Source organism: Stenotrophomonas sp. PE591, assembly GCF_018320795.1.
Taxonomy (GTDB): Bacteria; Pseudomonadota; Gammaproteobacteria; order Xanthomonadales; family Xanthomonadaceae; genus Stenotrophomonas; species Stenotrophomonas maltophilia.
In genome coordinates, this window is record NZ_JAAOKO010000002.1 from 315,925 (window position 1) to 340,755 (window position 24,831).

Here is a 24,831-nt window from a genome sequence, read left to right on the forward strand (position 1 = left end):
GGTCACAAACGGCGTGCCTCATTTATAAATGCCTCGTGAACAAAAATGCAATGAATCCTGAATGAAATTTTTCAGGTGAGAAGACTTGGAAAAGCCCTGGGTTGCTAAATTCGACATACTGAAGCTAAGTTCTGGGAAAATGCATCTAAAATCATTGTCGTGTGATGGGCGACGCGATCGCTGCATGAGGTGGAATTGTCATATTTTTCTGACATTCATGAATGCAGCCGCGAACGATCGGGGATGGTCACCGACGCGCAGCATCCGGAGAGATGCGGTGGAAGACCCACGCAGGCAAAAAAAAGCCCCGCCGGAGCGGGGCTTCTGCTTCCATGTGCGCTTGGCTGCGCTTACTTCCTGCCGAAGTCGTACTGGGCCTGGACGTAGATCGCCCGTCCGTAGGCGTTGTACAGGGAGTTGTTGTACGGCACGTCGATGTTGCCCGCGTAGGAGTGCTGCTGGTTGTCCGGCACCTTGTTGAACAGGTTGTTGACCATCAGCGAGAACGTCAGGTTGTCCATCGCGCGGTAGTTCACGCTCAGGTTGTACGTCGTGTAAGAGCCCCACTTGCCAGCCTTGTAGCCGGACGTCGGATCGACATAGTCATAGCCACGGCCCAGGTAGGACAGGTAGTTCGGCGTGCGGCCGATGTAATTGAAGTACAGCGTGGTGGTGAACTTGTCGATCGCCCAGCCGATCGAGCCGTCAGCCCGGACCTTGGCGTAGGAGTCGTACACCCACATTGCGTACGGGTTGCCCAGCAGATCCAGGAACGGGTCGTTGAGCTGCGGCTGCAGTTCACGCTTGAGCATGTTGGTGTAGTTGCTGGAGAACTGCAGCGAACCGAAGCGACCGATGTCCTGTACGTACTTGAAGCTGGCAGTGACCGCCTCGAGGTTCTGCCGTGCCACGTTCAGCTTCGGCGTGTAGATCTCCTCCAGCGCGCCGGTGGCATCACGGGTGACCCAGTTGGCCACTTCCTCGCAGGTGGCGCCGGCGGTGTTGGTCAGGCCGTTGCGGCAGTAGTACTCGGCCAGCAGCAACTGGTCGGAGCTGAGGGTGTTGACCTCGTTCTTGATCTTCCAGTTGTAGTAGTCCAGGGACACCGACAGGTTGTTGATCGGCGCCCACACCAGGCCCGCGTTCCACACATCGGCGGTAATCGGCTTCAGCTCCGGATTGCCCGACTGGGTGCCGAACACCGACACGCTGCCGTAGCGGCAGTCGACCGTGTTGGACGGATCGAACCCGAGCTGGCCACAGCGGTAGTAATCCTTGGACCCATTGGCGTAGTAGCCGCTCTTGCCCTGGAAGGCATCGGGCAGGGACGGGGCGCGGAACGCGGTGCCGTACTTGCCGCGGACCAGCAGGCTTTCGAAGGGGCGGAACTCGAGGCCGATGCTGTAGGTGGGCTTGTCTACGGTATGGCCGGCGATCTTGAAGTTGTCGTAGCGGCCGGAAGCGGTGACCGTCAGCATGTCATGCAACGGCAGACGCAGTTCGCTGGTGACAGCGTAGTTGCTGCGATGGCCGTTGCCCGCCACCGAGGTGGTACCGAACACCGTGCCGTCGGTCAGGCGCACGTCCGGCGTGTAGTTCCACCCTTCGCTGCCGCCTTCAACCACGGCGGCGAAGCCAGCGTCGCCACCGGGCAGCTTGAACAGCGAGCTGTTGGTGATCTGCGCGCGGGTCTGGGTCTGCCAGGTGCGGCTGCGGCTGGTGGTGAAGCCGGTGAAGCTCTGGAAGGCCCCTTGCGGCAGCTGGGAATAGAAGGCGCCCCAGTTCGGGTTGTAGATGTTGTAGCCGTCGTCGGTCTGGCCCAGCACCGGTCCCAGCACGTTGTCGGCGAACCAGTTGTTGATCGGGTCGTTCCAGCGTGCATAGCCACGCTCGTTGAGCTTGTACTCGCCGCGGGTGACGCTGGCCTCGTAGTCCCAGTTGCTGCCGATCGCGCCGCGTGCACCGAGCGTGACCTGATAGGACTTGCTGCGGTCGGTATTCATGATGTCGCGGTAGCCAATGCCGCCGATGTCTTCGGGTGCGAACACGCGTTGCAGCCCCAGATAGCGACCACTGGACTGATCGAAGAACGGACCCATGCTGATGTCCGTGCCCCAGTAGTTGTAGCCGGCACCGGTGTTGTACTTGACGGTTTCGTAGCTGTAGAGGACATCGCCGAACAGCTGCAGGTTGTCATTCACATCGTAGGTCAGCGACGAATAGAACTGGCTGCTTTCCTTGCTGTTCTTGATCGTCTTGTAACCCGCACCGAACGCGGAGCCGCAGGATTGTCCAGCGCGGCGCGTACCGAGGATGGTGGTGCCGCCGAACTGGCCGGAAACGCCGGCGCAGTTGTTCGGATCCATCATCAGGAAATCATTGGTGTCCGCGTCGAAGACCAGGAAGTCGTTCGAGGGCAGCTGGCGCGTGTAGCCATGCGGATTGTTCTGCTTGGTGATGTCGCGCTGGTAACCCCAGATCGGGTTGGTCTTTTCATACTGCACATTGACCAGGGCGCGGAAGCGATCGTCCTTGCTGTTGAAGCCATTGGCGCCGCTCACGCGGAAGCTGGCGCCACCGCCATCGGAATAGGCGCCGCCGCGCACGTTCAGCGTGCCGCCGTCCATGCGTTCCTTGAGGATGATGTTGACCACGCCGGCGATCGCGTCCGAACCGTACAGGGATGACTGGCCACCGGGCAGCACCTCGATGCGGTCGACGATGTCGATGGGGATGCCGCTGATGTTGTTGAACGCGTCGCTGCCGTTGTACAGCGCCGGATACGAGAGCATCGGGCGGCCGTTGATCAGGTACTTGGTGTAGCCCGGGTTCAAGCCGAACATGCCAGCCGCTTCAGCACCCTGGGTGAAGGATGCCGAGGTCTGGCCGCCTTGCAGGCCGCCGGTGGTCAACGAGGACTGCTGCAACACTTCGGCAACGCTGGAGAAACCGCGCGCCTGAATCGCCTCGGCGCTGATGGTCAGCACCGGCGTCTGGTTTTCGATCTGCGTCTGCGGGATCAGCGAGCCGGTGACCGTGACCCGGTCGAGGTTGGTCGCGGCCTTGCTGCTGTCCTGGGCGAGTACGGTGGCGCTGCTGCCGGCCAGCAACAAGCCGCAGGCGACGGCGTGGGTGAGCGGGTGGTGCGAGAATGCGAAGCGACGACGAGACATGCGATTACTCCGTGTGATCGTGATGACGCGTGTATCCCTTTCCTGGGATTTCGATTCTGTTCAGCTGCCTTGCCTATGCGGTTTGGCGGCGTGGCGTCAACGTAACACACGCTTAACGTGCCTTGCGCAGTTCTGTAACGGTCGGTGACGGACGGTTGCGCGCTTGGTGAAAAGCCCCTTCTCCACAGGCATTTCTGCCCTTTTCCGGATTATCGGAAAGCAGGGAAAATGAATACTTGATAAATTCAACTGACATTAACAATCGATACGTCGCGGGCTTTCCCCATGCCGCATAGAAGGAAAAAAAAAAAAAAGGCCCCGCCGAAGCGGGGCCTGGTCCAGACACGAAGTCCGGAAAACGACGGGATCAGAAGTTGTACTTGACCTGGGCCGAGATCTGGCGGCCGTAGACGCTGTAGAAGCCGTCATTGAACGGGGTCGATTCGTTGCCCGGGTAGTTGTAGCGCTGGCCTTCCGGCAGCTTGTTGAACACGTTGTTGACCATCAGCGACAGGACCAGATCGTCCTGTGCCTGGTAGTTCATGCTCAGGTTGTACGTGGTGTACGAACCCCACTTGCCGGCCTTGGCGCCGGAAGAGTGGACATAGCCGTAGCTGCGGCCGGTGTAGGCCAGGTAGTTCGGGGTGCTGCCAACGTAGTTGGCGTACACGGTGGTGGTGAACTTGGCGATGTTCCAGGCCACCGACAGATCGCCACGGACCTTGGCGAAGTTGTCGTAGTACCACATGTTGTACGGATCGCTCAGCAGGTCGAGCTTGGCGGCGCCCGGCATCGGCTGCACTTCACGCTTCAGCATGTTCGTGTAGTTGCCGGAGAACATCAGCGAGCCGAAGCGGCCGATATCCTGCTGGTACTTGGCCGCCACCGTCACCGCTTCCAGGTTCTGGCTGGCGACGTTGAGCTTCGGCGTGTACACCCGGGTCAGGTTGCCGCCGGCATCGCGCGACACCCAGTCGGTGACGTTCTGGCAGCTGGCCGAGGTGTTGTTCGGCAGCCCGTTGTGGCACTGGTACTCGGCCAGCAGCAGCTGGTCGGTGCTGAGGGTCTTGACCTCGTTCTTGATCTTCCAGTTGTAGTAGTCGGCCGACAGCGAGAAGTTGCTCACCGGGGCCCACACCACGCCTGCGCTCCACACGTCGGCGGTGATCGGCTTCAGGTCCGGATTGCCGGACTTTTCGCTGTACACCGAGGTGTTCTTGTAGAACGAGCAGGCCTCGTCACGCAGGCCGTAGCCCAGCTGGCTGCAGCGGTAGTAGTCGTTCTGGCCGGACGAGTACGAGCCGCTCATGCCCTGGAAGGCATCGGACAGGGTCGGTGCACGGAAGGCGGTGCCGTACTTGCCGCGCAGCAGCAGGCTCTCGATCGGACGGAATTCCAGACCGATGCTGTAAGTGGCCTTGTCGACGGTCTTGTCGGCGATCTTGAACGCGTCATAACGGCCCGAGGCGCTGACGGTCAGCTTCTCCAGCAGCGGCATGCGCAGTTCGCTGGTGACCGCGTAGTTGCTGCGGTGGCCGGCGCCCGCGACGGCGGTGGTGCCCCACACGTTGCCGTCGACGAAGGCCTGGTCCGGCGAGTAGTCCCAACCTTCGCTGCCACCTTCCAGCACGACGGCCAGGCCGGCGTCACCGCCCGGCAGGCTGAACAGCGAGCCGTTGGTCACCTGCACGCGACCCAGGTTCTGCCAGGTCTTGCTGCGGTGGGTGCCGTAGCCGGTGAAGCTGGCGAACTGGTCCGGGGTGATCGGCGAGTAGAAGGCGGCGTAGTTCGGGTTGTAGATGCCGAACGTGGCGGTCGGGTCCTTCGGGTCGGTGTAGGTGCCCAGGCGCGGGCCCAGCACGGTCTGGCCGAAGAAGTCCTCGATCTTGTCCTTCCAGCGCACGAAGCGGTTCTGGTCCAGGCGGTACTCGCCACGGGTGAAGCTGGCGCTGTAATCCCAGTCGCCGACCATGCCCTTGCCGCCCAGCGTGACCTGGTAGGCGCGGCTCTCATCGGAGTTCAGGATGTTGTTGTAGTCGCCCGCGCCGATCTCCTCCGGCGCGAAGGCGCGCTGCAGGTTCACGACCTTGCCTGCGCCCTGGTCGTAGAAGCCACCCATGACCGACTTCGTGCCCCACCACAGGGCGCTGGAGCCGGAGGTGAACTCGGTCTTTTCCTTGCTGTACAGCACGTCGGCGAACAGCTGGAAGTTGTCGTTCACGTCGAAGGTCATCGACGAGTAGAACTGGCCGCTGTTCTTGCCGTTCTTCAGGGTCTTGTAGCCGGCGCTGTACACCGAACCGCAGGACTCGCCCGACGCGCGCTTGCCGACGACGGTGGTGCCGTCGTACAGGCCTGCCACGTTGGCGCAGCGGCTCGGGTCCATCATCAGCAGCTTGTTGTCTGCATTGGTGATGACGGCGAAGTCGTTCGACGGCACCTGCGCGGTGTAGCCGACCGGGTTGTTCTGCTTGGTGATGTCACGCTGGTAGCCCCAGATCGGGCTGCCGTTCTCGATCTGCACGTTGACCAGCGCGTGGAAGCGGTCGTCGAACGCGTTGAAGCCCTTGGCTGCGCTGAAGCGGATGTTGCTGCCGCCGCCTTCGGTGTAGGTGCCGCCACGGACGGTCATCGTACCGCCGTCCATGCGCTCCTTCAGGATGATGTTGACCACACCGGCGATCGCGTCCGAGCCGTACAGCGAGGACTGGCCACCGGGCAGCACTTCGATGCGCTCGACGATGTCGATCGGAATGCCGCTGATGTTGTTGAAGGTGTCGCTACCGTTGTACAGCGCCGGATACGAGAGCATCGGGCGGCCGTTGATCAGGTACTTGGTGTAACCCGGGTTCAGGCCGAACATGCCGGCTGCTTCAGCGCCCTGGGTGAACGAACCCGAGGTCTGGCCACCCTGCAGGCCGCCGGTGGTCAGCGAGGACTGCTGCAGCACTTCAGCAACGCTGCTGAAGCCGCGGGTCTGGATGTCTTCGGCGGTGATGGACATCACCGGGGTCTGGGTTTCAACCTGGGTCTGCGGGATCAGCGAACCGGTGACGGTGATCTTGTCCAGGTTGGTCGCCTTGTCCTGGGCCATTGCCGGGGCGGCGGCCATCAGGGCGGAAATCAGGGCGACGGCGAGCGTGTTGCGACGTGCGGTGTTGCTTGCGTATTTCATGTAGTTCCAATAGAGAGCAAAAACAAAAATCGGCACTGCGCATGCGCCATCGTGCGCGCTGGAAACCAGCTCCGCAGCCCAAAACAGTGCTTCAGGAACGTAACATGAACTTAACAATCTGTGCACGAATCTGTAGCAATCCTGAATTTCAGTCAGGCTACGTCCAGCTTGTATGATGTTGGGTTATTCCCCCTGATACAGCTGGTGCCCGTTGTGAACAGTTCCCCCCGCCGCCCCCATGCCAGCCAGGTCCAGAAGGGACTGACGCCACATGCCCGCATCCGCAATGTCATCGCGGTCGGCTCCGGCAAGGGCGGCGTGGGCAAGTCGACCACCGCGGTCAATCTGGCCGTGGCGCTGCAGCAGCTGGGCGCACGTGTCGGCGTGCTGGACGCGGACATCTACGGCCCCAGCGTGCCCGCCATGCTGGGCTTGTCCGGGCGGCCGGAAAGTCCCGACAACAAGAGCATCGAGCCCCTGCGCGCGTTCGGCGTGGACACGATGTCGATCGGTTACCTGATCGAAGAGGACACGCCGATGATCTGGCGCGGTCCGATGGCCACCTCGGCAATGACCCAGCTGTTCAACGACACGCTGTGGGATGACCTGGATTTCCTGCTGATCGACCTGCCGCCGGGCACCGGCGACATCCAGCTGACCCTGACCCAGAAGATTCCGCTGGCCGGTGCGGTGATCGTCACCACGCCGCAGGACATCGCCACGCTGGATGCGAAGAAGGCGCTGAAGATGTTCGAGAAGGTTGAGGTGCCGGTGCTGGGCATTGTCGAGAACATGGCCGTGCACACCTGCAGCCACTGCGGGCATGTCGAGCATCTGTTCGGCGAGGGCGGTGGCGAGCGCATGGCCGCGCAGTACGGCGTGCCGCTGCTGGGATCGCTGCCGCTGCAGATCGGCATCCGCGAGCAGGGCGATAGCGGTACCCCGATCACCGTGGCGCAGCCCGATTCGGTGCCGGCGCAGGCCTACCGCCATGCCGCGCAGCGCCTGATCGAGGAAGTGGGCAAGCGCCCGCGGGCGTCGATTCCGATCCTGTCTTCGCTGCTGTAAGCACCTCGGCCGGGTCCGTCGGCGATGCCCGGCCCCCTGCTAGAATCCTCGCGCCCCTCGTATCCCCCAGGACAAAGCATGAGCATCAAGAGTGACCGTTGGATCCGCCGCATGTCCGAGCAGCACGGCATGATCGAGCCGTTCGAGGCAGGGCAGGTCAAGCAGGCCAACGGCGAGCGCATCGTCAGCTACGGCACGTCCAGCTATGGCTACGACGTGCGCTGCTCGCGCGAGTTCAAGGTGTTCACCAACATCAACTCGACCATCGTCGATCCCAAGCATTTCGACTCGGGCAGCTTCGTCGACATCACCGCCGACGAGTGCATCATTCCGCCGAACAGCTTCGCGCTGGCGCGTACCGTCGAGTACTTCCGCATCCCCCGCGACACCCTGGTGGTGTGCCTGGGCAAGAGCACCTATGCGCGCTGCGGCATCATCGTCAACGTGACGCCGCTGGAGCCGGAATGGGAAGGCCACGTCACCCTGGAATTCAGCAACACCACGCCGCTGCCGGCGCGCATCTACGCCAACGAAGGCGTTGCACAGATGCTGTTCTTCCAGGCCGCGGCCGATGACATCTGCGAGACGTCGTACCGCGATCGTGGCGGCAAGTACCAGGGCCAGACCGGTGTGACCCTGCCGCGGACCTGAAGATTGCAGGCGGTTTGTGGAGCCGAGCCATGCTCGGCTTCAAGGCGGGGCAGCCGAGCATGGCTCGGCTCTGCATGAACGAGGGCGGCGCAATGCGCCGCCTTCGTTATTTTCCGCGCCCGAACAGCATCGCAATGCCGACACCCACCAGCGCCACCGGCCACCAGGTCAGCAGCAGCTTGGACAGGTTCAGGTGCGTCCAGCCGAGGTTGCTGGCGAGCATGAACAGGCCGATCAGGATCAGCAGGATGGCGGCAACGAGGTTGAATCGCATCGGGTCGGCGAAGGCTCAGGTGTGGGCCGGATATCCTAGCCGTTCCTTCCAGTAGGCGACATGCTGGTCCAGTGCGGCCGCTTCGTAGCGGTGCGCGGGACCGCTGCCCCAGACCGGGCCCGGCCAGGCCGGATCACCGTCATGACGGCCGATCACGTGGAAGTGCAGCTGGCGCACGATGTTGCCCAACGCGCCGATGTTGATCTTCTCCACCCCGTCGGCGCCCTTCAGGGCCTTGCAGGCGCGGTTGAGCTCGGTGCGCAGCTTGTCCTGCTGCTCGCCGTCCAGCTCGATCCACTCGGTGACCCCGGCCAGGCGCGGTACCAGTACCAGCCACGGGAATCGTTCGTCGTTCATCAGCCGCACTTGCGACAACGGTCCTTCGGCCACCAGCACGCTATCGGTGGCCAGGCGTGAATCGAGTTCGAATTCGCTCATCCAAGATGCTCCGAGAAGAAGTCCAGGGTGCGTTGCAGCGCCAGGGCGGCGCTGTCTGGATCATACGCATGTCCGACCTCCCGGTTGAAGGCGTGGTCGGCCGGATAGACGAAGGTGGCCATCTGCGGCAGCTTCTCGCGATGGGCCTGGACCGCTTCCGGCGGGATGCTGCGGTCCTGGGCGCCGAAGTGGAAGATCACCGGCGCCTTCGGCGTCTCATCGAGGAACTGGACGTTGCGCGCGCCGTAGTAGCTGACGGAGGGCAGGCCCAGGCGCACTGCGGACAGCATCGCTACCGTACCGCCCCAGCAGTAGCCGACGGTGCCGACCTTGCCGTAGGGGGCAAGCCGGGTGGCTGCCGCGCGGACCACTTCCAACGCCTTTTCCATGCCCAGCGCGCTGACCCGGTCCAGGCCCTGCTTCACGCCGTCGGCGTCGTAGGGCAGGGCGTCCGGGTCGGCATCGGGGCCATCGACCAGGTCGAAGAACGACGGTGCCAGCACCGCATAGCCCTCGGCGGCGAAGCGCTCGGCCACGCCGCGGATGTGCGGGTTGGCGCCGAAGATTTCCTGCACCACCACCAGCCCGCCTCGCGCGGTGCCCTCGGGGAGTGCCTGCCAGGCCCGTACCGCGCCGTGGTGCGTATCCAGGGTGATCCACTCGGCCATCGTCATCTACTCTCGTTGCAGGGACAGGACTGCATTGTCGGTGCTGCGCCGGTTAGCGCGGTGTCAGCGGCTGTGCGCGATCGGGCGGCTGGCCATTCAGAGCCCGGCCGCCAACCCCGGTATACTGGCGCCCTTTCAGGCCCCGGCCCCCAGGAACCCCTGCCATGCCGGCAGGGGCCCAGGCCCCCAGAGTCCCGCGATTCCATGTCCCAGCTGAACCCCAAAGTCGGCTTCGTCAGCCTTGGCTGCCCGAAGGGGGTGTCACCTATACTTTTTGGTGGCTAGTGAACCTCGCTTGTGGACGGGGCGCTAAATAGCAGGGGAGTACGCGTCTACGACCATCTTAAGGTGGCTTACGTCGCTTCGAACTTGTGCGATTGATTCAGTATCGCCAAGCTAGGTCAGATGATAATTCGAGCTTGGGTGATCGGTTTACTGTTGATTTTTTCAATCAATGGCATTAGGTCCCGAGTTCTATGGCGGCTGATGGTCCGATGGTGCTAATGTTGGGCTTCATTTTAATGGGGGACCAGCAGTGGCCGAGCTTTCATCTCAACCTACTCCAATTCAGTCCCTCTACGGGATGTACAGCCAGGGTAAGTTGATCGTCAATCGCAGATATCAGCGCAAGCTGGTCTGGACGTTGGTCGAAAAACAGAAGCTGATCGATTCAGTGCTTAATAAGTACCCGATTCCGGCAATTCTTGTTGCCGAACGGAAGGATGAGCCCGGTGTCTTTGAGATTATCGACGGTCTTCAGCGTCTTCATGCAATAGTCTCGTTTATTGAGGTTGCTTTCCCAGTGATGGGTGGGGAGTATTTTGCGCTGGAACACTATCCAACCGCTAAAGCGCGGTCTGACTCTGGGGTGTTTGCCCCTCCAACCGAAGCTCCACTACTGTCTGCAGCCCAGGTTTCAACGATTTTGGACTATACCGTAGCGCTTTCAGTGATGCGAAATGCTAGCGATGCTGAGGTGAATGATGTATTTGGGAGAATTAACACTTATGGGCACCGTTTGAGCGATCAGGAGCGACGTCAAGCAGGTGTCAGTGATGCATTCTCTGATTTGGTTCGAAATCTTGCCTGCGGCGTTCGAGGTGATGCCTCCCCAAGTACGCTGCTCCTCTCCGAGATGCCAAGCATTAGTATTGATTTGCCGATGGCAAAGCATGGCTACGATGTAAAGGCCGAGGACGTGGTTTGGGTAAGCCATGGCATTCTGCGTTCCACTGAGCTGCGCGACAGTATGGATGAGCAGTGTATCGCTGACATTGCTGCTTGTATTGTCGGCGGTAGACCGATTGAGCGTTCTAAAGAGGCGCTTGATGAAATATATACAGATGGTTCGGAGGAGTCGATTCGCATTAAGAATGCCCTTGATGTTTATGGTGTTGAGCGATTCTCCGAGGAGTTTAAGTTCTGCCTTGATGAAATATTGAAGGTTTGCTCTGCGGGCAAAGATCAAAAATTGAGGGAAATTATATTCAAGGACAGGAATACGAATTCATTTCCTGCCATCTTTGCGGTTCTATTGATTGCTTTCCATGAGATGATCGTTGGAGATAGGAAGCTCGTTTCGGATTACGCGGGTCTAAAGCGCGCTATTACCGATGTGACGGAGCGCTTGATCACGAGCCGTAGGGCCGGCTCGGTGGATGGTCGGCGAGGAAATATCGACACTATCAAGGGTCTCATTTCGCAGTTCTTTACTCCGGCGGATGTTGAAAAGGAGATATATGGAAATCCGGCGACGACCGATATTGATGTAATGATTCGTCGTTCCGAGGTTGAGTTGGCGAACTATGAGTTGAAGCAGGGGGTGCTACAACTGTCTTCGGCTAGAGACGTCGATGGCGAAGTTTTTGATAAGGTAATTAATACGATTTGTGCCATCGCCAATGCAGGCCCTGGTCGCGTGGGGAAGATATTTATCGGTGTTACTGATAAGGACGCCGACGCGGAGAGAGTTGCTGAGCTTGATAGGATCGAGCCGCGAAAGGTTGGACGCCGCTACGTTGTTGGCGTGAGGAGGGAGGCGGAGCTTCTGAAGATCTCCATGGAGGAGTACCTAGGGAAGTGGCGGGACAAAATTGCTAAGTCTCAGCTCAGTTCTCCACTGAAGGAGGATGTGCTTGCACACATCGATTTCAACGAGTACTACGGATTGGGCGTGATCATAATTAATGTTCCAGCCCAGACGCAGGCATCCACAGTTGGGGACTCGATGTATTGGCGAAACGTTGATCAGACGACTTTGGCTACTTCGATGAAGATGGCGGCGGAGATCGGCGCAAAGTTTGCTCGCTAGGCTCTTGTCTCATTTCGCGTGCGCACTAGGGGGGGCGAAGTACCCCTCCTTGATTGATCCCGTCCCAACATACTTGGAACGGTTGGCGGTGCGGCCCTAGGGGCCGCACCTGCCTGACGGTAAAATGCCTGAAGTATAGTGATGCTTTGGGTGCTAGGTTCTGTGGAAAATTCAATAGAATAAATGGTTAATTTTGGGTTTCAGCCCCGAGTTGGGTTCGTTTCATTCGGACCCCAAAGATTTGCGTGATTTACTTTTATCGTGCGCCATAAATTGCGCGCAGTTCTCGGGTCAGGGTGCCCTCCACCGCAGTGATCAGGCCTTTGGGGAATGGCACGTAGACCACACCTGCCAGATTCGTGGGAATGCTAACGCCATCCTCGTGCAGGAGGATCACACGCGACCTACCGTAGCGACCGTGGAAATAACCGATCTCGTGCATCACATTCTCGCGAGTGCGAGCTTGGCCATCACTGTCAGCGTCGTCGCCGGTCATGACAATCACTGCGCTATCGCATAGGGCTGCGCTGCGCTCCAGCTTTTCCATGATAGTGGCGCCGCCGTTTGCTTCTTGGGCAAGCTCGAGGGTCGGGATACCAACATCCTTCTCGATGAACGACTGAACCTGACGCCAATCTGGTGCCCGGCCATGGCTTAGGAATACACGTGGCTCAACCTTGGCGGGAAGGGCGGCAGGCATAGTCAGCTCGCAATTCGCGCGGATCTCGAAAATTTCATCAATTGATCGAACCAGTCGCTCAAGCTGATAGCGCGCATACTTTCCAGTGGGCCTACCATCCTTGTCTCCTGCCAATGGCAGAACCGCGATGTCCCTAAAGTCACCAAAAAGGTCGGGGTGCGCAGCTTTAAGAATCTTCAGTTGGTTGACGACGCCCATAAAGTAGGGAAAAGCATCTGGATGGGCATAGGTGGATTTCAAGAAAGGGTTGGCGGGATTGCCCCGCTTACCTTCGTCCAGGGCGGCGATAAGGCCCTTCCTGATGCCAGCAAGCTTTGCCATCGCTACGCCTATGCCATCCATGTCCCTTCCCTCTGTTTTGATTTGAGGGCGAGTCTAACGGAACCATGGGCCGCGGGACGCCCTAGTCTGAGGGGTTTTTCAATGCTCGCAGGTGCCCACAACCGCGCAGATGGTTGCGATACGCCTCGACTGATGCCGCCCACGCTGCTCTGGCCACGGCAGGCCCAGCTGCCACTACCCGGCCTTGACCGTCGACCACCGCGAGCTGAGCCGGACGGCCTTCGCCATCGGTGACGGTTATCCCTTCAAAGACAACCGCACCGATGGTTGGGGCGCCGGCGAGCTTTTCAGCCGCGCCCATAGCCAACTCCCGCCTCGCGCTTTATCGGCGACGATTGTTCTGCCAAGCCGAGCTTGAACTGCACAACGTTGTCGGCCGTAACAGGCGGGGCAGCTGGGCGCGCGCTGCGCTCGGGACGGTTGAGCCGGCGCCATGCAGCGATGGCCTTGTCGGGGTCGGCATGCTTGCTGGTCGACCTGCAGGCGCACTCGACCAGGTGGCCACCGCCGGCGGAGGCGCAGCGCTTGTCGTGGATGTGGCGCGCGCGGTGGCCGGCGGTGCAGTTCGGCAACCCTTCCGGGTGGCTGATATGTTCCTGGGTCATGGCTTGTTGCACTCCTCGATGTGGGATTCGAGCTGTTCAATCAGGAAGGTGGCTTCGGTAGCCCTGCGGCGGCGTTCGTGCGCGCTGACCGGAGCCGGGCCGGCGTCCCGGATCCACTTCAGTGGTTCGAGGAACCAGCTCGGTTCGACGGGTAGGCGCTTGCGCGGGTCGACTTTCCGGACCAGGGGCTCACAATCCGGGCCGGCCCAATCCTCGCTGTCGCCGCAGCGGACGCACACGCGTCCACTGAACTGGTGCAGCTTCTCCGGCTGGATCACGCGTGGGGTTTCGAACAGGGCGCGGACAACGAGCCCACGCTGGTGGGCGCCGTAGACGTGCCCTGCGTCGGCCTGCATCCAGCAGCCTGGCGCGAAGTCGCCCTTGAGCCTGTACTCCCAGCGCACAGGCTGCGCGGTGTAGAGCGCGGTCATCAACGTATCGGCCCAGGCGCGCACCTGGTCGGCGGCAACGGGACCGCCGGCGGGGTCGATGCGACGCATGGCAGAGACAACCGCGGCGACAGGCGACGATGCCTTGGTGGCCTCGACAGCCGTGGCCGGGGAAATGGGCAGTGGTGCGGTCATGCGAACAGGTCCAGTGGGGCAGCCTGCGCCGGAGCGCGCAGCTGTGCAGGCGGCGATGCGGGGGTAGCGGCGCGGAGGCGCGCGCGCTGTGCAGCGTTGAAGGCGAACCAGAAGCCGAGGCCGTGTCGGCGTGCCCGGCATTCGGTCAGCAGTACGCGCGCTGTGTGCTTGGCCTGTGCAGCGGTGAGCAGCTGGTCAGTCATTGAACGACGCGCTCCACGCCGGCGAGGTCTTGTATGCTGAGGAATGGGTTGGTTGTGACAGGGCAATTAAGTGGTCGAGCGAGCGCGATGGCACGAGTACTGGAACTTCAAGATCAGGGGAAGAGACGTGACGGTCCGTGTAGCTACCGATGGCCCCGGCAGGGGCGAGGTGACTGCTATCCACGTGATCTATGGACCCAGTCAGACCGGCTTGGCCATTCCGGTGACTTCGCAGAAGGACGCCATGGAGAAAGCCGAAGCTCTGCTTAGCGATCTGATGGGCTCGAGCTGGTACTGACATAGCGCTCGCCGGCGCCGCAATCTTGTTGGCATCGCTCATGCCTGCATGTCCTTGCTGTTGGTGGAGCGCGCGCTGTGCGCGGCGAGGTGTTCCCAGCGTTCGGCTTCGCCCACGTAGTACGCGTGGCGTTCCTGCCGGACGGTGGCGGTGAACTGCACGTCGTGCAGTGCACGCTCGGCGGCGGCGCGGTTGGCCGCTGCCATGCGGGCTGGGTCGTGATCGAAGATGTCGAGCTGGTTACGCAAGCTGGACTCCTGGGAGGGATTGCCGGCTGTTGGAACCCGGCCGGCGCGGGTTCCCTGCGCTAGAGGGGGAGAGCGCAGGGCAGGGGATTAGTGGGTGTCGTCGGTGCAGACTGGAGCGGCTGGCGGCCCAGGGTTCCGCACGGGCGGCTTCCAGCCTTCCCGCCGTTGTTCGCGACGGCGGCTCATTGCCGCGGCGAACGGTGGCCATGCCGCGCGGATCTCGATGTAGGCGATGACGGCCCACAGGATTGCTGCGACCAGGAAGGCGGCGCCGAATCGCGAGCTGACGCCGTTGGCGAATGCTTCGCCGAGGGCGACCCCGAGGAACACGACGCAGAAGAAGGGCAGGGCCAGGTGGCGCATCAATTGCCCTCCACTTCAGTGATGAAGTCGCGCAGCTTTCTGCTGGAGGTGGCGGGCAGCGCCACGTAGGCACGGTCCACGATGACGTGATGCTGGCCGGCGTTCTCGCTGAAGGTGGGCGCACCGTCGGCGGAAGCGAACATGACCATGACCCTGGTGCCCTTTGTGCGACGCCAGCCCGAGACGCTCCAACCAGCCGGATCCCGCATGGCACGCAACCGCATGCCGCAGCCGGGGACTTCGATGACGGCGAAGTCTGGAATGGTGGTGGCGCTCATGCAGCACCGCCTTTGGCGCGCGCTGCGCTTCGGACAGCGGCAACGGCACCTGCAGCGCTTTTGCCCTGCCGTAGGACGGCATTGGCGGCGAAGCTGGCGGCGGCGATGACCTGGTTGGGGAGGAGGCCCCAGCGGCGCCCGGCACGGGCGACGATGCCTGCGGCTGCAGCGGCGCGCTGAGCGTTGGAGTGGTGGGCGAGGGCGGCGCTCATCGGTTGGCCTCCGGAGTTGGGCAGCTACTGCCGGCGTCCGGCGAGTGATCCGCGACTGGCGTGTGGTCTGCGATGAAGGCCGCGAGGATGAATTCGATCTGTGCGGTGACGCTGCGGTTGTTGTCGCCGGCCAACTGCTTGAGCGCGGCGAGCAGCGAATCATCCAGACGGATCTTGAAGTGGGCCTTGCCGTCGCCGGCATCGGTTGCAGGCATGGCAAGTCCTTCGAAGGTGCTGATCAGGCGCGAAATCATTTCGGCGTTGACGGAGCGCCGGTTTTCTTCGGCCGCCTTGCGCAGCGCGGCCATCAGCTCGTTAGGTGCCCTGAGCTGGGTCGCGGTGAACTCCTTGCGGTGATTGACCAGGACGCGGCTCATGCGGCGGCATCCTGGCTTTCGCCGCTCAGCTGATGCGCAGCGTGCTGGATCTCCACCGAGAGGCGGTCTGCCTCTGCCACTTCAATGTAGAGGCTGGCGGCGCCCACCTTGATGGCGACCACGCCGAGGGAGGGAATCGCTACGACGGTGGGTGGCGCCTTGCTGACGCCCAGGGAAAGGGTGGCCATGCGTGATCTCCTGCGCCCTGCCCCCGGATGGGGTGGTGTTGGGCGACAGGTCGTAGACTACGGAATACCGTAATGCCGTGTCAAACGGAATTCCGTAGTTAATTATGAATCTACGGAATTTGGTTCATGAAAGGCTCGACCACCCCTGCAAGTGATACGGCTGAGCCAGGCTGGGACACTGGACTGAAGTAGTAGGGATACTAATGACGTGGAGCAGAGTCGCGGCTATGATCCGCCTGCCCAGGAAGGGCTCACAGGGGAAAGGCAGTGGCACAGACGACCGTAAAGCACATTCAAAGCAACGCGTACACGAGCGCGATGGCTAGTGGCTTGATCATCAACGGGCCCAGCCCAGATGGGTTCATCCACGTTACTTTCTGGCGCGAAGGGATGCGCCTGACGGAGGAGCAATTTGAACAAGAACTCTTCCATCACGAAGGCGTTCAGGTTGCCAAGATGACGCCTCAGGGGAACACCGTGGAGCATTTCCGAGAAGACGTGTCCACGATGATCATTCCCGTCCCAAAGCTGAGCGAGTTTTGCGACGCGCTATGCAAAATGCGAGATGCTCTGGGCAAGGCCGAACAGGCCCGGGATTTGTTCATGGCCCAAGACCTTCACGTTGCAGCGGCTGATCCTGCGGCAAGCTGACCATGGCGGACATTGATAAGGCAGGTGGGTCGACATTTGTCGTTCAGCCGCCGGTCGCCGTCGTGTCGTCTTCTCCAGAGGGGCTGAGAACGGTAGTTGTTAGAGTAAGCCCGTCAGCCCCAACTCTGAAGACGTTGGAAACCCCTGTGTCGAGTTCGGGTCCGCAACCTATGACTGATTTTTCGAAGTTCGATGACCGGCTCCGCGCGGTCGAAATCGATGTTGCGACGATCAAGGAGCGCATCACTCATATGCCTACTACCGTGAAGATGTGGGTGGCGATAGCCTCCATCACGATTCCGGTGGGAGCGGCCGTTGTGGGAATCTTGAGTTGGGTTCTTCAGAACATGCTGGAGCCGCTACTGAAGACCGCGACGTAATCCCCTTTTGCCTCTATAGAAAAGCCCCGCCGAGCAGCGGGGCTTTCTTGTTGTCCCAAATTGGGACGGTAGTAGAAATTTTCTCGCTACTTAGAACTTTCTCAGGCCTGCATGGATCAGCGCCTTCCCCAGGATGCTCACGTCGCCCGGATCCGGGCGGTAGGCCGGGAAGTCAGTGTTGACGCTCACGACGTAGAGACCGTCGCCGCGCTTCTGCAGCATCTTGATCTGCGTCTCGCCACCGATGTTGATCAGGTAGTAGTCGTCGCCGTCGAAGTAGTCGCAGCTGGTGTCGATCCAGACAATGTCGCCGTCTTCGAGCTTAGGTTTCATCGACGGCCCGCGGCCGGTGATGATCTGGATCCTGCCTGGCTTGGGTAGGTAACCGAGCTTCCTGCGGACTTCCCATTCTGCGACCTCGATGGTCTTCACCACCTCTGGGTAGTCCTGGTTGACCATCCCTGCGCCCATTCCCGCACCCCCTTCGAACAAGTCGAAGCGAACATAGCCGGGTGGCGTCTCAGTCTCCGAGAACGATGCGACGGGAACCCCATCGCTGCCCTTGGGGCCGCGCCCGGTTTCCAGCCAATCGGTATGGACGCCGAGCCGAGCGGCGATCTTGTGGAGGGCGGTGCTGGACTTCGATAGGCCCAGTTCAAGATTCGAAAGAGTGGTCGGCGCGATGCCGGCGAACTTCGCCAGTTCCCCGCGACTGATCCCCTGGGCTTCGCGCTCTGCGCGAATTCTTGTGCCAATAGTCTCCATTCCATCATTTGAACGGAACTCCGTAACGGAATGCCGTTGACTGGCGCCTACGGAATACCGTAGTGTGGTCGGTATGGACAAATCTTGGGCTTCCATCATCGGTGAGCTTCAGTCGGCGGGCATGACGTATGCCCAGATCGGCGAGGCGATTGGCGCAGCTGGATCAACCGTAGGTGATCTCGCCACAGGGCGATCACAGTCGCCACGAGCTGCGAGTGCCTTTGCGTTGCTGAAGTTGCATTCGAGCCGGTTCCTCCAAAGCGGTTCGGCGGAAGGCGCAACCATTCGCCACCTGGTTGACAGTCGCATGAGCAAGCGCGCGCTGCGCGCTCGTCTGGGTATTGCCAGCGACAAGCACCTGGCCACTTTGCTGCAGCTCCCGGCCGAACAGGTGGAGGCGTGGCCGGAAGACGGTGCGTTGCCCGCGCTGCCGCAGATCCAGCGCCTGCTCGGCGGAGAGCCCAAACCGCCTGATCCCGTAGCACCCACGGATTTCGACCATGACCGAATCGTCCCGGTCGATGCGGCCTGACTTTCCGCGCGCTGTAGCAGTTCGTTTCACAACTCCCTCCTGAACTCTCATACGGATATGTACGCAGATCCTTCGAACCTTCGTGACAACCCGATCAAGGTCCGGTTCAACGACACGGAAAAGGCCTTGATCGATGCGGCGGCGAACTTCAACGGGCGTCAGCCCGCGGTGTTCGTTCGTGACCTGGTGCTGGCCGGCCTTGCCGCGTTGGAACAGCGTAGCCCCGACCGTGATGTGGCCTGAAGGACCCAACGAGTCCCTGGGGAGGGTCCATGGAAATTCAGCTGTCGCGCGACCAGCGAAAGCAGCTTGATCAATACGCGGCCTCGCGCGGGATCACTCCCGAGGAGGCTGCAACAGAGCTGGCACGCGGCGAACTTGGGCGCCGCTACCGGCTCCCGAGAAGTAGCGGCGAAGTTGTCCCTTTTCAGGGCCTGAAACGTCCCGAAGACTCCACGAGGTAGTACCGATGAGCAGCACGCTCGCGCGCTCCACTGATCCGCACACCAGCCATGCCGCCGCTGCCGACCTCGTCGCCAGCGGAGCGCTGCGCGTCCAGCACGCCAAGACCGAGGCTGCTGTGATTCGCCATCCTGGCCAGAGCAGCCTGCATCTGTCGACGCTGACAGGCCTCGACCGCCACATGCTGGGCCGTCGGCTGCCCGAGTTGGCCCGAGAGGGACGCATCTGGCGTGGCCCCACGGCGCCGTGCGGCACATCCCACAAACCTGCGTGCACCTGGTGGCCGGTGGCGCCGGGCGAGAACCTGGCGTTGGGGCTCTGACATGTCGACCATCATCATGTCGCAGTGCTGGCCGCTGCAGGGCCTGAGCGTCACGCAGAAGTCTGTGCTGATATCGCTGGCTGATCAGGCCAACGACGACGGTGTGTGCTGGCCGGCGGTGGGCACCATCGCCGCTCGCTGCTGCATGTCGGCGCGCGCTGTGCGCACGGCAATGGATCATCTGGAGGCCGTTGGCCTGCTGACCCGTGACCGCCGGTTCAACAGCAGCACGGTCTACAAGGTCACCCCGGCCAACTTCGACAAGGCCGTTGCGCCGTCGAAGGCTGGCCGCAAGGCAGGAAAAGCTGGCACTGCACCGGGCGCAGGTGCTGCGCCCCATGCAGGGGGGGCGCCCGCTGCAGGAGGGGATGCGCCCCATGCAGGGGGGGATGCACCGGGCGCAGGTCTGGGGGTGCGCCCCGTGCCGCCTAACCATCATATAACCCTCAATGAACCGTCAGGAGAACCGTCATCTCCGGCGGGCCTGCCGGCCGCGCCGCTGGCGGTGGATTCCGAGACCGACCTGCAGGCTGCGTGCCGTGCTACCTGGACGGCCTACGCCAGTGCCTACCGTGACCGCCACGGTGTGGCACCGGTGCGCAACGCGAAGGTCAACGCCAACGTCCGGCAGATCGTGCAGCGGCTCGGCCACAGCGAGGCGCCGCTGGTTGCCGCGTGGTTCCTGACGGTCAACGAGCGCTACGTGGTGCAGAACATGCACGACCTGGGCGCGTTGCTGGCGAAGTGCGAGGCATACCGCACGCAGTGGGCCACCGGCCGGCAGGTGACCGAAGAGGCCGCGCGGCAGACCGACAAGACGCAGACCAACCTGGGCGCCGCCGACGCGGCCAAGGCCCTGCTGGCACAGCGGAGGGCGGCACGTGCTGGGTAATCAGGAGCAGGATCGGCTGGTCGATCTGCTGGTGGCCACCGCCGAGGTGATTGGCGACCAGCTCAGCCCGAACGCCGCGGCCTACATGGTTTCGGATCTGGCGCAGTACCCGCTGCCGATGCTGGAGCGCGCGCTGGCGTCGTGCCGCCGGGAGCTGAAGGCGCGGCTTTCGCTGGCGGCGATCCTCGAACGCATCGAGGACGGCCACCCGGCACCGAATGAGGCATGGGCCAACGCGATCCGTGCCGCCGACGAAGGTGCAACCGTGGTGTGGACTGAGCAGACCCGCGATGCGTGGGCGGCCGCGCTGCCGCTGGTGCAGGCGGGCGACAAGATCGCGGCCCGGCCGGCATTCCTGGAGGTTTACACCCGGCTGGTGAAGGAAGCGCGCGCTGCACACCGCACCGCCGCGTACCAGCTGTCCCTGGGAGCCGATGTGTCAGGAAGGGATAGCGTGCTGCAGCAGGCCGTCGCCGCTGGCCAGCTGACGCACGAGCGGGTGGCGGAACACCTTGCACTGCCTCCGGCAACGCCCGCCTTCAACCCAGTGGCGCTGTTGGCTGGCACCGTTGAGGCCTCGCCGACCGCCAATGCCCGAACCCGTCAGCGCCTGGCAGAAATCGCGGAGCTTCTGGGAGACAAGGCCGCATGAGCCCCGATCACTTCAATGTCGAGGTGCGCCCCGTCAGCGAGCCGGTGGCCGAGGCGGGCTGGTATCTGGCCTACGGCTACGGGATCAAGCCGATGGTGGTCTACGCGACGCGCGGGATGACTGTCTGGCGCGACGGCATGCGGCGTATCCCGATCACCCGCTACGCCGGCCCGATCCCGGAGCTGCGCTGATGTGGTCGAACGCACCGGCGCCGACGAGAGAGGAGGTGGGCCGGATCGAGCTGGCCAAGACCGGCCCGTGCATGGCCTGCCTGGCGCTGCAGATGCAGGGCCTGCTGGACCCGGAGTTGGTGGTGTACGGCTGCGACTACAACCACGCGAAGAGCGGGAATCTGCGGCGCGGTCACATGTTCGGCTACGCCCTCTGCAAGTGGCACCACATGCGGCATCCGATGGAGGGGAACACCTTCGCGACGATGCGCCAGATCTACGGCCCGAGCCTGATGGATGGCTCGCGGACGTTCCACGAGACGTACGGCTCCGACGACGAGCTGATTGCAAACCAGACCTACATCAACGAACTGAGGGCGGCAGCATGAAGAAGACGAAGGCCATGGCGCCGAGGATCAACCCCCAGCGTGCGCCCCGCGAGCGGCGGATGGACCACAACACGGTGTCCCGGCCCAAGCGAGCCAAGGCACGTGTGCTCGCCGATGGCCCGGCCGAGACGGTGGAGCAGTTCGAGGCACGCGGCGGGCAGGTGCAGCGCCTGACGGCCAGCTGGGAGCGCGCAGCATGACGGTCCTCGACCTGAAGCCATGCCCGTTCTGTGGTGGCTCGGCCAGCGTTGAAGCCTTCTCGCAGGAGCACTTTATCTACGGTGACGTTCCTTGGCGGAGGATCCATTGCCAGTGCATTTCCGCGTTGGAACAACTTGCTGAGGAATGTGAGGCACACATTGTTGCGGCATGGAATCAACGCGCCCAGGTCGGAGAGAAATGGCTGCCCATCGCGGACGCGCCACAGGACGGGACGCGGCTGATGCTGTGGGACTCGGTGAGCAAGCGGCCGGTGTTCGGGAGCTGGCGGGGTGACAACCCCAAGATCACGCACTTTGCGGCCGAGCCGGCCGGCCCGGAGGTGCCTTCTTGACGGGCCAGAACCGGACAGAGAAAGAGGCCCTCAAAAGGCCCGCACTGAATGACCACGAGGCGCGATCGCGCGCTGCACGAGCAATCCACCAAGGGGAAGGCGCATGGAAATGAGCAGGGCACGCGAGCTGCTGGCAAGCCGCATGGGGCCGAAAACGCAGCGGTTTGACGCATGCGGCGGCGGTGGACGCCCCGAGCTGACGACGCAGGACATTGCCGCCGCCATGGCGTACGTGCAGGACGGGCTCGGTCGGGAGCTGATGGAGGCGCTGTGGTGGCCTGAGAGCGCTTCTCGCCGCCGCGATCATCTGCGCAAAGCGGTAATCGGGCTGGTAGCCCCGGAGTTCATCCGGCAGATGCACGACCTCGCTACCGCACGAACGGAGTTCGGTATCGCCAAGGCGTGCATGGGGTGGGGTGGCAGCCAGGTAACGGATGCGCAGCGGCGCGAACTACAGAGGACCGAGAACGCGCTTGATGAGGCGCGCGCTGCAGCCTGGCCGAACAACACCATGGAGCAGCTTGGGGTACTGGCCGGCGCAGTGATTGCGGAAATGGCCAGCTGTGGCTGTTGCAAGACGTGCCAAGGCACGCGGGTTCAGGCCGCGCCGACGGGGAGCGGAGTCGTTGAGTGCGAAGCATGCGGCGGCATGGGGCTGGAGCAGCTCAGCGGCCGCAAGCGTGGGGCGGCGATCGGTGCCGACGACGCGGCGTATCGACGGTTCTGGCGTCCGGTGTACGAGTGGATGCTGGAGCGCATGCGAAGTGCGGAGCATGTTGCTGCCGAGCAGTTCTCCCGGGCACTGAATCGCGCTGCGTAGTGAGGACTTGCAGGGTCCGCAGATTGGCGGGCAAATTGACCACCATCCAAACGCAAGCCCCGGCCCAGCCGGGGCTTTTTCTTTGCCCGCGTCCCAGCCGGACAAACTCTCGTGCCCAGCCGGCGCTAGGGGCGGGCACCAATCAACCGGGAGGGGCATATGCCGAACCGGACGAGCTACGGGGCCACCATGAAGGACGAAATCATTGGCACTGCCGCTGGTGCTGTAGCGAAGGCTGCTCCACCGGTGACGGTAGCCGGCGCGGTCGCCGCAGGAGCGAACCTCGATCGCGTGGTGGTGGTCCTGACGATCATCTACCTGGTGGGTCAGATCAGCTATCTGGGCTGGCGCTGGGTTCGCGAATGGCGGCAGAGGGCGCGAGCATGAAGGCCAAGATCATCGGTAGCAGCGCCGCCGCAGTCATTGCTTTGGCCGCGGCCGCGCTGGTTAAGCCATGGGAAGGCTACTCGCCGACTCCCTACGTCGACATGGTCGGCGTAGCCACCTACTGCTACGGCGATACCAGCAGACCGGATAAGGCGGTCTACACCGAGCAGGAGTGCGCCGAGAGGTTGAACAGCCGGCTTGGGCAATACCTGACCGGCATTCAGGCATGTATCCGCGTGCCACTGAAGCCCCACCAGGCTGCGGCGCTGCTCAGCTGGACCTACAACGTGGGCGTGGGCGCTGCGTGCCGCTCGACATTGGTGGGGCGGATCAACGCTGGCCAGCCCGCCGCGAGCTGGTGCCCGGAGCTGGACCGCTGGGTGTACGCCGGCGGGAAGCGCGTGCAGGGCCTGGTGAACCGTCGGGCCGCTGAGCGCCGGATGTGTGAATCCGCAGAACCGATCAACTGAGCCCCGGAGGGCACCGTGAACGACAAGACCATCGAGCAGGAAATCCAGGACAAGGGCCTGACCGCGCCGCGTGTTACGCCGAACGCCATCGAGGCCGAGATCAGCGGCGAGTACTTCTTCACCGCAGAGGAAGGCGTGCAGGCTGCGGCGCACTGCAACCCCGAGGCAGTGGCGGCCGGCGTCCACGGCGAGCTTCGCCTGCTGACGTTCTGCGTCCTCCGTCTGCGCAACGGCTTCACCGTCACCGGCGAATCGGCCTGCGCCAGCCCAGAGAACTTCGACGCCGAGATCGGCCGCAAGATCGCGCGCCAGAACGCGGTGCAGAAGATCTGGCCGCTGCTGGGCTTCCGCCTGCGCGACGAGCCGGCAGCCAAGGCCTGACCATGAATCGGATCCTTGCCACGGTCGCTGCCTTCGTCCTGTGGTCAGGTGCCATGGTCGGCGTTGGCTGGGCCTGGCGCAGTGATCAGGCAGAGGGCCGGGAAGCCACCCAGCGCGCCGCCGGCGCCGAGGCAGTCGCCGCCCAGGTGAACCAGACCCGTGCCACCGAGCACGCCCAGGCCGAGACACTGGCCACCATCGGAGCGAAGCATGAAGAAGACCGCGCTGCGGCCGCGACCGTCCCTGCTGCTGTTGTGGCTGACTTGCGCGCTGGTCGTCTCCAGCTGCGCGACGACCTCGCCACCTGCAGCACCAGCCTCCTGTCCCAAGCCGTCGCCGGCGCCGTCGAACGTGATGCGCGCGCCGAACTACGAGCAGAGGTTGCGGCAGCTGTTGTTCAAGTCGGCAGAGAAGCCGACGACCAGCTCCGCGCCAGCCAAGCAGTGATCGCGGCCGACCGGCAATCGGTGACGCCATGAACCGCCGTGTGCTGGCGCTGGGCCGGTTGAAGACCGGCGAGATGAACAAGACCGAGGCCGCGTATGCCGAGCGGCTGCGCGCGCTGCAGTCTGCCGGTGAGGTCCAGTGGCACCGGTTCGAGGGCCTGAAGCTGCGCCTGGCCGACAACACCTTCTATACCCCGGACTTTGCGGTCATGGCTGCCGACGGCGTCATGGAGTGCCACGAGGTGAAGGGGCACTGGCAGGACGATGCACGGGCCAAGATCAAGATCGCAGCGGCCATGTACCCGTTCCGCTTCATTGCGGTGAAGGCCAGGCCCAAGCGGGACGGCGGTGGCTGGGAAGTGGAGGAATTCTGATGCACGCGACAGTGACTGCGTCGGTCCGC

The 24,831-nt window shown here is 62.7% G+C and carries 36 protein-coding genes; 20 read left to right on the forward strand and 16 right to left on the reverse strand.

The genetic code is table 11. The features are described from left to right. Nucleotides 1-350: 350 nt before the first annotated feature. Nucleotides 351-3,173, reverse strand: a complete 2,823-nt coding sequence (locus JLDANKMP_RS06575; protein WP_005410502.1) for a TonB-dependent receptor — start codon at nucleotides 3,171-3,173, stop codon at nucleotides 351-353. A 367-nt stretch (nucleotides 3,174-3,540) separates the two neighbouring features. After that, nucleotides 3,541-6,348, reverse strand: a complete 2,808-nt coding sequence (locus tag JLDANKMP_RS06580; RefSeq protein ID WP_005410501.1) for a TonB-dependent receptor — start codon at nucleotides 6,346-6,348, stop codon at nucleotides 3,541-3,543. A 213-nt stretch (nucleotides 6,349-6,561) separates the two neighbouring features. Here JLDANKMP_RS06580 and apbC point away from each other — a divergent pair, with 213 nt between their 5' ends. Both apbC and dcd read left to right on the forward strand, forming a co-directional pair. Beyond that, nucleotides 6,562-7,416 carry an iron-sulfur cluster carrier protein ApbC gene (gene apbC / locus JLDANKMP_RS06585; protein ID WP_024956337.1) on the forward strand — a complete coding sequence of 285 codons (855 nt, stop codon included), beginning with the start codon at nucleotides 6,562-6,564 and terminating at the stop codon, nucleotides 7,414-7,416. Nucleotides 7,417-7,494: 78 nt separating this feature from the next. Beyond that, nucleotides 7,495-8,067, forward strand: a complete 573-nt coding sequence (gene dcd / locus JLDANKMP_RS06590; RefSeq protein ID WP_005410499.1) for a dCTP deaminase — start codon at nucleotides 7,495-7,497, stop codon at nucleotides 8,065-8,067. A 106-nt stretch (nucleotides 8,068-8,173) separates the two neighbouring features. Here dcd and JLDANKMP_RS06595 read toward each other — a convergent pair whose 3' ends face one another. Genes JLDANKMP_RS06595 through JLDANKMP_RS06605 form a run of 3 tightly spaced genes read right to left on the reverse strand, consistent with a single transcriptional unit; the run spans nucleotide 8,174 to nucleotide 9,447 of the window. Beyond that, complete coding sequence (locus tag JLDANKMP_RS06595) at nucleotides 8,174-8,341, reverse strand: DUF5668 domain-containing protein (RefSeq protein WP_005410498.1); 168 nt, start codon at nucleotides 8,339-8,341, stop codon at nucleotides 8,174-8,176. A gap of 15 nt (nucleotides 8,342-8,356) precedes the next feature. Then, on the reverse strand, nucleotides 8,357-8,779 hold the full coding sequence (locus JLDANKMP_RS06600) for an HIT family protein (protein WP_005410497.1): 423 nt from the start codon (nucleotides 8,777-8,779) through the stop codon (nucleotides 8,357-8,359). Further along, nucleotides 8,776-9,447: a dienelactone hydrolase family protein gene (locus JLDANKMP_RS06605; RefSeq protein WP_138969946.1), complete on the reverse strand. Its 672-nt coding sequence runs from the start codon at nucleotides 9,445-9,447 to the stop codon at nucleotides 8,776-8,778. The genes JLDANKMP_RS06600 and JLDANKMP_RS06605 overlap by 4 nt, the downstream gene beginning before the upstream one ends. A gap of 535 nt (nucleotides 9,448-9,982) precedes the next feature. Here JLDANKMP_RS06605 and JLDANKMP_RS06610 point away from each other — a divergent pair. Continuing rightward, a complete protein-coding gene (locus tag JLDANKMP_RS06610; protein WP_343237738.1) occupies nucleotides 9,983-11,758 on the forward strand; it encodes a DUF262 domain-containing protein in 1,776 nt (591 codons plus the stop codon). Nucleotides 11,759-12,014: 256 nt separating this feature from the next. Here the strand turns inward: JLDANKMP_RS06610 and JLDANKMP_RS06615 are convergent, their stop codons facing one another. The 10 genes from JLDANKMP_RS06615 to JLDANKMP_RS06660 all read right to left on the reverse strand — a co-directional run bounded on the left by JLDANKMP_RS06615 (nucleotide 12,015) and on the right by JLDANKMP_RS06660 (nucleotide 16,156). Further along, nucleotides 12,015-12,800, reverse strand: a complete 786-nt coding sequence (locus tag JLDANKMP_RS06615) for a nucleotide-binding protein (RefSeq protein ID WP_212560770.1) — start codon at nucleotides 12,798-12,800, stop codon at nucleotides 12,015-12,017. Between the two features lie 287 nt (nucleotides 12,801-13,087). Beyond that, nucleotides 13,088-13,405, reverse strand: coding sequence for a hypothetical protein (locus JLDANKMP_RS06620; RefSeq protein ID WP_212560771.1), 318 nt, complete (start codon nucleotides 13,403-13,405; stop codon nucleotides 13,088-13,090). Beyond that, entirely contained in the window at nucleotides 13,402-13,989 is a 588-nt protein-coding gene (locus JLDANKMP_RS06625) for a hypothetical protein (RefSeq protein WP_212560772.1), read from the reverse strand. The genes JLDANKMP_RS06620 and JLDANKMP_RS06625 overlap by 4 nt, the downstream gene beginning before the upstream one ends. Next, on the reverse strand, nucleotides 13,986-14,192 hold the full coding sequence (locus tag JLDANKMP_RS06630; protein WP_212560773.1) for a hypothetical protein: 207 nt from the start codon (nucleotides 14,190-14,192) through the stop codon (nucleotides 13,986-13,988). The genes JLDANKMP_RS06625 and JLDANKMP_RS06630 overlap by 4 nt, the downstream gene beginning before the upstream one ends. Nucleotides 14,193-14,528: 336 nt before the next feature. Continuing rightward, nucleotides 14,529-14,738 carry a hypothetical protein gene (locus JLDANKMP_RS06635; protein ID WP_005418780.1) on the reverse strand — a complete coding sequence of 70 codons (210 nt, stop codon included), beginning with the start codon at nucleotides 14,736-14,738 and terminating at the stop codon, nucleotides 14,529-14,531. A gap of 87 nt (nucleotides 14,739-14,825) precedes the next feature. Next, nucleotides 14,826-15,101, reverse strand: a complete 276-nt coding sequence (locus JLDANKMP_RS06640) for a hypothetical protein (protein WP_197599840.1) — start codon at nucleotides 15,099-15,101, stop codon at nucleotides 14,826-14,828. After that, complete coding sequence (locus JLDANKMP_RS06645) at nucleotides 15,101-15,379, reverse strand: hypothetical protein (protein WP_249336820.1); 279 nt, start codon at nucleotides 15,377-15,379, stop codon at nucleotides 15,101-15,103. Before JLDANKMP_RS06645 ends, JLDANKMP_RS06640 begins: the two co-directional genes overlap by 1 nt. Next, complete coding sequence (locus JLDANKMP_RS06650; protein WP_212560774.1) at nucleotides 15,376-15,591, reverse strand: hypothetical protein; 216 nt, start codon at nucleotides 15,589-15,591, stop codon at nucleotides 15,376-15,378. The genes JLDANKMP_RS06645 and JLDANKMP_RS06650 overlap by 4 nt, the downstream gene beginning before the upstream one ends. Next, a complete protein-coding gene (locus JLDANKMP_RS06655) occupies nucleotides 15,588-15,968 on the reverse strand; it encodes an Arc family DNA-binding protein (RefSeq protein WP_212560775.1) in 381 nt (126 codons plus the stop codon). The genes JLDANKMP_RS06650 and JLDANKMP_RS06655 overlap by 4 nt, the downstream gene beginning before the upstream one ends. Next, nucleotides 15,965-16,156, reverse strand: a complete 192-nt coding sequence (locus JLDANKMP_RS06660; RefSeq protein ID WP_058982046.1) for a hypothetical protein — start codon at nucleotides 16,154-16,156, stop codon at nucleotides 15,965-15,967. Before JLDANKMP_RS06660 ends, JLDANKMP_RS06655 begins: the two co-directional genes overlap by 4 nt. Nucleotides 16,157-16,423: 267 nt before the next feature. On the opposite strand from JLDANKMP_RS06660, the gene JLDANKMP_RS06665 reads away from it, so the two are divergent. Further along, nucleotides 16,424-16,807: a hypothetical protein gene (locus tag JLDANKMP_RS06665; protein WP_182680973.1), complete on the forward strand. Its 384-nt coding sequence runs from the start codon at nucleotides 16,424-16,426 to the stop codon at nucleotides 16,805-16,807. A gap of 170 nt (nucleotides 16,808-16,977) precedes the next feature. Further along, nucleotides 16,978-17,187: a hypothetical protein gene (locus JLDANKMP_RS06670; protein ID WP_182680974.1), complete on the forward strand. Its 210-nt coding sequence runs from the start codon at nucleotides 16,978-16,980 to the stop codon at nucleotides 17,185-17,187. Between the two features lie 90 nt (nucleotides 17,188-17,277). Here JLDANKMP_RS06670 and JLDANKMP_RS06675 read toward each other — a convergent pair whose 3' ends face one another. After that, the gene (locus JLDANKMP_RS06675; RefSeq protein ID WP_099470468.1) at nucleotides 17,278-17,952 is read right to left on the reverse strand and encodes a helix-turn-helix transcriptional regulator; all 675 of its coding nucleotides are present in this window, start codon (nucleotides 17,950-17,952) and stop codon (nucleotides 17,278-17,280) included. A gap of 73 nt (nucleotides 17,953-18,025) precedes the next feature. Here JLDANKMP_RS06675 and JLDANKMP_RS06680 point away from each other — a divergent pair, with 73 nt between their 5' ends. The 15 genes from JLDANKMP_RS06680 (at nucleotide 18,026) to JLDANKMP_RS06750 (ending at nucleotide 24,802) form a co-directional block, all read left to right on the forward strand. Continuing rightward, the gene (locus JLDANKMP_RS06680) at nucleotides 18,026-18,484 is read left to right on the forward strand and encodes a hypothetical protein (RefSeq protein WP_180848905.1); all 459 of its coding nucleotides are present in this window, start codon (nucleotides 18,026-18,028) and stop codon (nucleotides 18,482-18,484) included. Nucleotides 18,485-18,541: 57 nt separating this feature from the next. After that, on the forward strand, nucleotides 18,542-18,727 hold the full coding sequence (locus tag JLDANKMP_RS06685; protein WP_008268731.1) for a hypothetical protein: 186 nt from the start codon (nucleotides 18,542-18,544) through the stop codon (nucleotides 18,725-18,727). A 226-nt stretch (nucleotides 18,728-18,953) separates the two neighbouring features. Next, on the forward strand, nucleotides 18,954-19,268 hold the full coding sequence (locus tag JLDANKMP_RS06690; protein ID WP_212560776.1) for a winged helix-turn-helix domain-containing protein: 315 nt from the start codon (nucleotides 18,954-18,956) through the stop codon (nucleotides 19,266-19,268). Between the two features lies 1 nt (nucleotide 19,269). Then, nucleotides 19,270-20,160, forward strand: a complete 891-nt coding sequence (locus JLDANKMP_RS06695) for a helix-turn-helix domain-containing protein (RefSeq protein ID WP_212560777.1) — start codon at nucleotides 19,270-19,272, stop codon at nucleotides 20,158-20,160. Beyond that, nucleotides 20,150-20,812, forward strand: coding sequence for a hypothetical protein (locus JLDANKMP_RS06700; RefSeq protein WP_182680980.1), 663 nt, complete (start codon nucleotides 20,150-20,152; stop codon nucleotides 20,810-20,812). The genes JLDANKMP_RS06695 and JLDANKMP_RS06700 overlap by 11 nt, the downstream gene beginning before the upstream one ends. Further along, nucleotides 20,809-21,003, forward strand: a complete 195-nt coding sequence (locus JLDANKMP_RS06705; protein ID WP_065200530.1) for a hypothetical protein — start codon at nucleotides 20,809-20,811, stop codon at nucleotides 21,001-21,003. The genes JLDANKMP_RS06700 and JLDANKMP_RS06705 overlap by 4 nt, the downstream gene beginning before the upstream one ends. Beyond that, nucleotides 21,003-21,371, forward strand: a complete 369-nt coding sequence (locus JLDANKMP_RS06710; protein ID WP_197634299.1) for a Ref family recombination enhancement nuclease — start codon at nucleotides 21,003-21,005, stop codon at nucleotides 21,369-21,371. The genes JLDANKMP_RS06705 and JLDANKMP_RS06710 overlap by 1 nt, the downstream gene beginning before the upstream one ends. Beyond that, the gene (locus JLDANKMP_RS06715; protein WP_197634298.1) at nucleotides 21,368-21,571 is read left to right on the forward strand and encodes a hypothetical protein; all 204 of its coding nucleotides are present in this window, start codon (nucleotides 21,368-21,370) and stop codon (nucleotides 21,569-21,571) included. The genes JLDANKMP_RS06710 and JLDANKMP_RS06715 overlap by 4 nt, the downstream gene beginning before the upstream one ends. Next, a complete protein-coding gene (locus JLDANKMP_RS06720; protein WP_212560778.1) occupies nucleotides 21,568-21,924 on the forward strand; it encodes a Lar family restriction alleviation protein in 357 nt (118 codons plus the stop codon). The genes JLDANKMP_RS06715 and JLDANKMP_RS06720 overlap by 4 nt, the downstream gene beginning before the upstream one ends. A 109-nt stretch (nucleotides 21,925-22,033) precedes the next feature. Further along, a complete protein-coding gene (locus JLDANKMP_RS06725; RefSeq protein ID WP_182680984.1) occupies nucleotides 22,034-22,744 on the forward strand; it encodes a hypothetical protein in 711 nt (236 codons plus the stop codon). Nucleotides 22,745-22,933: 189 nt separating this feature from the next. After that, nucleotides 22,934-23,131, forward strand: coding sequence for a hypothetical protein (locus JLDANKMP_RS06730; RefSeq protein ID WP_032954460.1), 198 nt, complete (start codon nucleotides 22,934-22,936; stop codon nucleotides 23,129-23,131). Beyond that, the gene (locus JLDANKMP_RS06735; protein WP_087803295.1) at nucleotides 23,128-23,601 is read left to right on the forward strand and encodes a lysozyme; all 474 of its coding nucleotides are present in this window, start codon (nucleotides 23,128-23,130) and stop codon (nucleotides 23,599-23,601) included. The genes JLDANKMP_RS06730 and JLDANKMP_RS06735 overlap by 4 nt, the downstream gene beginning before the upstream one ends. 15 nt (nucleotides 23,602-23,616) lie before the next feature. Beyond that, entirely contained in the window at nucleotides 23,617-23,982 is a 366-nt protein-coding gene (locus JLDANKMP_RS06740) for a Gp49 family protein (RefSeq protein ID WP_212560779.1), read from the forward strand. A 2-nt stretch (nucleotides 23,983-23,984) separates the two neighbouring features. Further along, nucleotides 23,985-24,461 (forward strand): lysis system i-spanin subunit Rz, encoded by a 477-nt coding sequence (locus tag JLDANKMP_RS06745; protein WP_212560780.1) that lies wholly within the window; start codon nucleotides 23,985-23,987, stop codon nucleotides 24,459-24,461. Continuing rightward, nucleotides 24,458-24,802 (forward strand): DUF1064 domain-containing protein, encoded by a 345-nt coding sequence (locus JLDANKMP_RS06750; protein WP_212560781.1) that lies wholly within the window; start codon nucleotides 24,458-24,460, stop codon nucleotides 24,800-24,802. Before JLDANKMP_RS06745 ends, JLDANKMP_RS06750 begins: the two co-directional genes overlap by 4 nt. The last annotated feature ends 29 nt before the right edge of the window (nucleotides 24,803-24,831 follow it).

Excerpts from the sequence above, each read along its gene's own strand:
- JLDANKMP_RS06575 (WP_005410502.1), bottom strand. The coding sequence starts at position 3,173 with ATGTCTCGTCGTCGCTTCGCATTCTCGCACCACCCGCTCACCCACGCC.
- JLDANKMP_RS06580 (WP_005410501.1), bottom strand. The coding sequence starts at position 6,348 with ATGAAATACGCAAGCAACACCGCACGTCGCAACACGCTCGCCGTCGCC.
- dcd (WP_005410499.1), top strand. The coding sequence starts at position 7,495 with ATGAGCATCAAGAGTGACCGTTGGATCCGCCGCATGTCCGAGCAGCAC.
- JLDANKMP_RS06595 (WP_005410498.1), bottom strand. The coding sequence starts at position 8,341 with ATGCGATTCAACCTCGTTGCCGCCATCCTGCTGATCCTGATCGGCCTG.
- JLDANKMP_RS06600 (WP_005410497.1), bottom strand. The coding sequence starts at position 8,779 with ATGAGCGAATTCGAACTCGATTCACGCCTGGCCACCGATAGCGTGCTG.
- JLDANKMP_RS06605 (WP_138969946.1), bottom strand. The coding sequence starts at position 9,447 with ATGGCCGAGTGGATCACCCTGGATACGCACCACGGCGCGGTACGGGCC.
- JLDANKMP_RS06615 (WP_212560770.1), bottom strand. The coding sequence starts at position 12,800 with ATGGATGGCATAGGCGTAGCGATGGCAAAGCTTGCTGGCATCAGGAAG.
- JLDANKMP_RS06620 (WP_212560771.1), bottom strand. The coding sequence starts at position 13,405 with ATGACCCAGGAACATATCAGCCACCCGGAAGGGTTGCCGAACTGCACC.
- JLDANKMP_RS06625 (WP_212560772.1), bottom strand. The coding sequence starts at position 13,989 with ATGACCGCACCACTGCCCATTTCCCCGGCCACGGCTGTCGAGGCCACC.
- JLDANKMP_RS06630 (WP_212560773.1), bottom strand. The coding sequence starts at position 14,192 with ATGACTGACCAGCTGCTCACCGCTGCACAGGCCAAGCACACAGCGCGC.
- JLDANKMP_RS06640 (WP_197599840.1), bottom strand. The coding sequence starts at position 15,101 with ATGCGCCACCTGGCCCTGCCCTTCTTCTGCGTCGTGTTCCTCGGGGTC.
- JLDANKMP_RS06645 (WP_249336820.1), bottom strand. The coding sequence starts at position 15,379 with ATGAGCGCCACCACCATTCCAGACTTCGCCGTCATCGAAGTCCCCGGC.
- JLDANKMP_RS06650 (WP_212560774.1), bottom strand. The coding sequence starts at position 15,591 with ATGAGCGCCGCCCTCGCCCACCACTCCAACGCTCAGCGCGCCGCTGCA.
- JLDANKMP_RS06655 (WP_212560775.1), bottom strand. The coding sequence starts at position 15,968 with ATGAGCCGCGTCCTGGTCAATCACCGCAAGGAGTTCACCGCGACCCAG.
- JLDANKMP_RS06660 (WP_058982046.1), bottom strand. The coding sequence starts at position 16,156 with ATGGCCACCCTTTCCCTGGGCGTCAGCAAGGCGCCACCCACCGTCGTA.
- JLDANKMP_RS06670 (WP_182680974.1), top strand. The coding sequence starts at position 16,978 with ATGACTGATTTTTCGAAGTTCGATGACCGGCTCCGCGCGGTCGAAATC.
- JLDANKMP_RS06675 (WP_099470468.1), bottom strand. The coding sequence starts at position 17,952 with ATGGAGACTATTGGCACAAGAATTCGCGCAGAGCGCGAAGCCCAGGGG.
- JLDANKMP_RS06680 (WP_180848905.1), top strand. The coding sequence starts at position 18,026 with ATGGACAAATCTTGGGCTTCCATCATCGGTGAGCTTCAGTCGGCGGGC.
- JLDANKMP_RS06685 (WP_008268731.1), top strand. The coding sequence starts at position 18,542 with ATGTACGCAGATCCTTCGAACCTTCGTGACAACCCGATCAAGGTCCGG.
- JLDANKMP_RS06690 (WP_212560776.1), top strand. The coding sequence starts at position 18,954 with ATGAGCAGCACGCTCGCGCGCTCCACTGATCCGCACACCAGCCATGCC.
- JLDANKMP_RS06695 (WP_212560777.1), top strand. The coding sequence starts at position 19,270 with ATGTCGACCATCATCATGTCGCAGTGCTGGCCGCTGCAGGGCCTGAGC.
- JLDANKMP_RS06705 (WP_065200530.1), top strand. The coding sequence starts at position 20,809 with ATGAGCCCCGATCACTTCAATGTCGAGGTGCGCCCCGTCAGCGAGCCG.
- JLDANKMP_RS06710 (WP_197634299.1), top strand. The coding sequence starts at position 21,003 with ATGTGGTCGAACGCACCGGCGCCGACGAGAGAGGAGGTGGGCCGGATC.
- JLDANKMP_RS06715 (WP_197634298.1), top strand. The coding sequence starts at position 21,368 with ATGAAGAAGACGAAGGCCATGGCGCCGAGGATCAACCCCCAGCGTGCG.
- JLDANKMP_RS06720 (WP_212560778.1), top strand. The coding sequence starts at position 21,568 with ATGACGGTCCTCGACCTGAAGCCATGCCCGTTCTGTGGTGGCTCGGCC.
- JLDANKMP_RS06725 (WP_182680984.1), top strand. The coding sequence starts at position 22,034 with ATGAGCAGGGCACGCGAGCTGCTGGCAAGCCGCATGGGGCCGAAAACG.
- JLDANKMP_RS06730 (WP_032954460.1), top strand. The coding sequence starts at position 22,934 with ATGAAGGACGAAATCATTGGCACTGCCGCTGGTGCTGTAGCGAAGGCT.
- JLDANKMP_RS06735 (WP_087803295.1), top strand. The coding sequence starts at position 23,128 with ATGAAGGCCAAGATCATCGGTAGCAGCGCCGCCGCAGTCATTGCTTTG.
- JLDANKMP_RS06745 (WP_212560780.1), top strand. The coding sequence starts at position 23,985 with ATGAATCGGATCCTTGCCACGGTCGCTGCCTTCGTCCTGTGGTCAGGT.
- JLDANKMP_RS06750 (WP_212560781.1), top strand. The coding sequence starts at position 24,458 with ATGAACCGCCGTGTGCTGGCGCTGGGCCGGTTGAAGACCGGCGAGATG.